This window comes from Streptococcus sp. GMD4S, from assembly GCF_000296955.1.
In genome coordinates, this window is record NZ_AJRE01000462.1 from 1 (window position 1) to 3,813 (window position 3,813).

General features: G+C 43.7%; 5 protein-coding genes and 1 pseudogene. All 6 read left to right on the plus strand.

Annotation, left to right across the window (positions count from 1 at the left end):
• Positions 1 to 123 precede the first annotated feature (123 nt).
• The gene (locus GMD4S_RS11565; RefSeq protein WP_000257133.1) at positions 124 to 594 is read left to right on the plus strand and encodes a DUF3013 family protein; all 471 of its coding nucleotides are present in this window, start codon (positions 124 to 126) and stop codon (positions 592 to 594) included.
• Positions 595 to 631: 37 nt separating this feature from the next.
• Positions 632 to 1,174, plus strand: a complete 543-nt coding sequence (locus GMD4S_RS11570) for a hypothetical protein (RefSeq protein WP_000890355.1) — start codon at positions 632 to 634, stop codon at positions 1,172 to 1,174.
• A gap of 49 nt (positions 1,175 to 1,223) precedes the next feature.
• Positions 1,224 to 1,658, plus strand: coding sequence for an NUDIX hydrolase (locus GMD4S_RS11575; RefSeq protein ID WP_000421346.1), 435 nt, complete (start codon positions 1,224 to 1,226; stop codon positions 1,656 to 1,658).
• Positions 1,659 to 1,794: 136 nt separating this feature from the next.
• On the plus strand, positions 1,795 to 2,745 hold the full coding sequence (gene prmA, locus GMD4S_RS11580) for a 50S ribosomal protein L11 methyltransferase (protein ID WP_000860551.1): 951 nt from the start codon (positions 1,795 to 1,797) through the stop codon (positions 2,743 to 2,745).
• A 1-nt stretch (position 2,746) separates the two neighbouring features.
• Positions 2,747 to 3,490, plus strand: a complete 744-nt coding sequence (locus GMD4S_RS11585) for a 16S rRNA (uracil(1498)-N(3))-methyltransferase (RefSeq protein ID WP_001188214.1) — start codon at positions 2,747 to 2,749, stop codon at positions 3,488 to 3,490.
• Between the two features lie 10 nt (positions 3,491 to 3,500).
• A pseudogene (locus tag GMD4S_RS11590) lies at positions 3,501 to 3,813 on the plus strand (oligoendopeptidase F); the annotation flags it as partial.

Sequence of the window (3,813 nt, forward strand, 5' to 3'; positions counted from 1 at the left end):
TCTGGCATAGCAGTCCTTTCTAACATGGATTTTCTGATGTATATGTGGTAAGATGGTAGTATCTATTTTAGCATATTTCCGAGCAATCAGGGCGATTAAAGAGTCGCATAGAAAGAGGACAAAATGGCAACATACGGATTTTTAGATGTTTTACAGGAAGAGTTGGACAAGAACTTTCCTTTTGATTATGAGATTAGTTGGGACAAGCGCAACCACGCGGTTGAAGTGAGTTTTCTTTTGGAAGCACAAAACGCTGCAGGTGTGGAGATGGTGGACGAGGACGGAGAGGTATCATCAGACGATATCCTCTTTGAGGAAGCAGTTCTTTTCTACAATCCTGCAAAGTCAACGGTTAACGCAGAAGACTATTTAACAGTCATCCCTTACCTGCCTAAAAAAGGATTTTCTCGTGAATTTTTAGCTTATTTTGCACTTTTCCTCAAAGATACTGCCGAGGTTGGGCTGGATGCCCTCATGGACTTTTTGGAAGACCCAGAAGCAGAAGAGTTCGTCATGGAATGGAACCAAGAAGTCTTTGAAGAAGGAAAAGTCGGTTTGGAAGAGGGAGAGTTTTATCCTTATCCGAGATACTAGGAAACTTTAAAAATAAGGAATTCAAAGAGGAGAGAGCATGTTAGAGAAAATCAAACAAATTTTTATGAGAAAGTCAGATAAATCTGAGTTTTCTTCCTCTTCTCTTCCTCGCAATCGCTTTGCGGATCTAGATTTCGAGCGAGTATTGAAGTTTGGAACTCGTCGCCTCGTTAATGAGGAGGGACTCTACGCAGAGGATGGTAAAATCACAGAACTTGAATTTCCTGAAGATTTTGCGGAATTTGAATTTCTAGTTGGTTTTAAGACGGAGGAAGAAGAGCAGTTTCAACAACTATTAGCTCGTTTAAATAGTATTGACAATGCCATTCAGTCTTGTTTGGAAAGTGAGATGCAACAACCCATCCCTCAGTTTGCCAAGGATTTGGGCTATACTCAGAAGAGGTGGGAAAGGACATTTTACTTCCATCCTTGGGTATTAAGTTTTGAGGAAAATCCGCCTAATCTTCGCTATGTTGCAGATTATGTAAATGATGAGTTTACCGTTTATTTTGCTAAAAAACATGGTAGATGGCAGGCATACTGGGATGCAGATTGCCAAAAGGTGATTGAAGAAAGCTAGCTAGGGGTTTTCTATAGAGTAGTAGTTATGATAAGAAAAGGTCATCATCATGGAATTATTGGATAAACACTTGGATTTTACGGGTTGTAAAATTGCCCTCTTTTGTGGAGATAAGCTACTGACCATCTTGCGTGATGACAAGGACAATATCCCTTGGCCCAATATGTGGGAATTGCCAGGTGGTGGTCGCGAAGGGGACGAAAGTCCTTTCGAGTGCGCAGCGCGTGAAGTTTATGAAGAACTAGGAATTCATCTGACTGAGGATTGCCTGCTCTGGAGCAAGGTCTACCCCAGCATGCTCTATGAAGGTCGGCAGTCTGTCTTTATGGTCGGTCAGCTAAGTCAAGAACAATTCGACAATATCAACTTTGGAGATGAAGGACAGGCTTATAAGCTGATGAGCATTGAGGAATTTTTGAATTCTAAACAAGCTGTGCCTCAGCTACAGGCGAGATTGAGGGATTATTTAAAAGAAAGTGAATAGAAAGGATGGTTCGGTTAAATTTCTAAACTGAACCCGCCCTAAACACTGTGCCAAAAAGATAAACTTCTCATAGACACAAGCGTCTTCAGAGAATTTCCTATTTGGCTTTGTGCATGACGGGCTTGGTATCTTAATTATGAAAACATGGCAAGAGTTAAAAGTAACGGTTAAGCGTGAGGGGGAGGAGCTGGTCTCCAATCTCTTGATTGAGTTAGGTGCCCAAGGTGTTGCGATCGAAGACAGCATGGACTATGTGGGGAATGTCGACCGTTTTGGTGAGATTTTTCCAGAGGTCGAGCAGCAAGAAGAAATCATTGTGACAGCCTACTACCCTGATACGGTTGATGTGGCAGTGGTTGAGGCAGATTTGCAGGCTCGCTTAGAAGAATTGACGGATTTTATGGATTTGGGAGATGTCAAGATGGGCACGACTGCCTTGGCTGAGGAAGACTGGGCTGACAACTGGAAGAAATACTATGAGCCAGCTCGCATCACTCATGATTTGACCATCGTGCCATCTTGGACAGACTATGAGGCGACTGCTGGAGAAAAGATTATCAAGCTGGATCCAGGCATGGCCTTTGGGACTGGGACGCATCCAACGACCAAGATGAGCCTTTTTGCCTTGGAGCAGGTTCTTCGTGGTGGCGAAACGGTGCTTGATGTGGGAACTGGTTCAGGTGTCCTCTCCATTGCCAGCTCGCTTCTGGGTGCCAAGGAAATTTTCGCCTATGACCTGGATGATGTGGCGGTTCGTGTCGCTCAGGAAAATATTGAGCTCAACCCTGGCATGGAAAATATACATGTAGCGGCTGGAGATTTGCTTAAGGGTGTTGAGATTGAGGCAGATGTGATTGTGGCTAATATCTTGGCGGATATTCTCATTCATCTGACAGAGGATGCTTATCGCTTGGTCAAGGATGAAGGCTACCTGATCATGAGTGGCATTATCAAGGACAAGTGGGACATGGTGCGCGAGTCGGCTGAGTCAGCTGGATTTTTCCTTGAAACTCACATGATTCAAGGAGAATGGAATGCCTGTGTCTTTAAGAAGACTAAGGATATTTCAGGTGTGATTGGAGGCTAGCATGCAGCAGTATTTTGTAAAAGGCAGTGCTATCTCTCCAGTGACTATCGGGGACAAGGAAACCAGCAAGCATATGTTTCAGGTTATGCGCCTGAAGGAAGATGATGAAGTAATCTTGGTCTTCAATGATGGTATCAAGCGTTTGGCGCGCGTGCTGGATGTGGAAAATCGTCAGTTTGAATTGATCCAAGAATTAGCTGACAATGTGGAACTGCCAGTTCAAGTAACCATCGCATCAGGCTTTCCCAAGGGAGACAAGCTGGAGTTTATTACTCAAAAAGTAACCGAACTGGGTGCCAGCCAAATCTGGGCCTTTCCTGCCGACTGGTCGGTTGCTAAGTGGGACGGCAAGAAATTGGGCAAAAAGGTTGAAAAACTTGAAAAAGTCGCCCTTGGAGCAGCTGAACAAAGCAAGCGTAATATCGTTCCAAGTATTCAGCTTTTTGAGAAAAAAGCAGATTTTCTAGCTCAGTTTGACCAGTTTGACTCAATTGTGGTGGCTTATGAAGAATCAGCAAAAGAGGGAGAAACCGCTGCGTTTATCCAAGCAGTCTCTGGTCTTGAAAAAGGAGCCAAGTTGCTCTTCATCTTTGGTCCAGAAGGTGGCCTGTCACCTGCAGAAATTGAGAGTTTCGAAGCTAAGGGAGCAGTCTTAGCAGGACTTGGACCTCGCATTTTGCGAGCAGAAACAGCACCACTTTACGCTTTATCAGCTCTTAGCGTATTATTAGAGTTAGAGAAATAAGAGGAAGAAAATGGAACAAAAACACCGTTCAGAATTTCCTGAAAAGGAACTTTGGGATTTAACCGCCCTTTACCAAGACCGTGAGGATTTCTTGCGAGCAATCGAAAAGACTCGCGAAGATATCAACCAATTTAGCCGTGACTACAAGGGCAATCTTCATACGTTTGAGGAGTTTGAAAAGGCCTTTGCAGAATTGGAACAAATCTACATTCAGATGAGTCATATTGGTAATTATGCCTTTATGCCTCAGACGACAGACTATAGCAATGAAGAATTTGCCAATATTGCCCAAGCTGGGATGGAATTTGAAACAGATGCCAGCG

Coding starts and splice junctions, on each gene's coding strand:
- GMD4S_RS11565 (WP_000257133.1), top strand. CDS start 124: ATGGCAACATACGGATTTTTAGATGTTTTACAGGAAGAGTTGGACAAG.
- GMD4S_RS11570 (WP_000890355.1), top strand. CDS start 632: ATGTTAGAGAAAATCAAACAAATTTTTATGAGAAAGTCAGATAAATCT.
- GMD4S_RS11575 (WP_000421346.1), top strand. CDS start 1,224: ATGGAATTATTGGATAAACACTTGGATTTTACGGGTTGTAAAATTGCC.
- prmA (WP_000860551.1), top strand. CDS start 1,795: ATGAAAACATGGCAAGAGTTAAAAGTAACGGTTAAGCGTGAGGGGGAG.
- GMD4S_RS11585 (WP_001188214.1), top strand. CDS start 2,747: ATGCAGCAGTATTTTGTAAAAGGCAGTGCTATCTCTCCAGTGACTATC.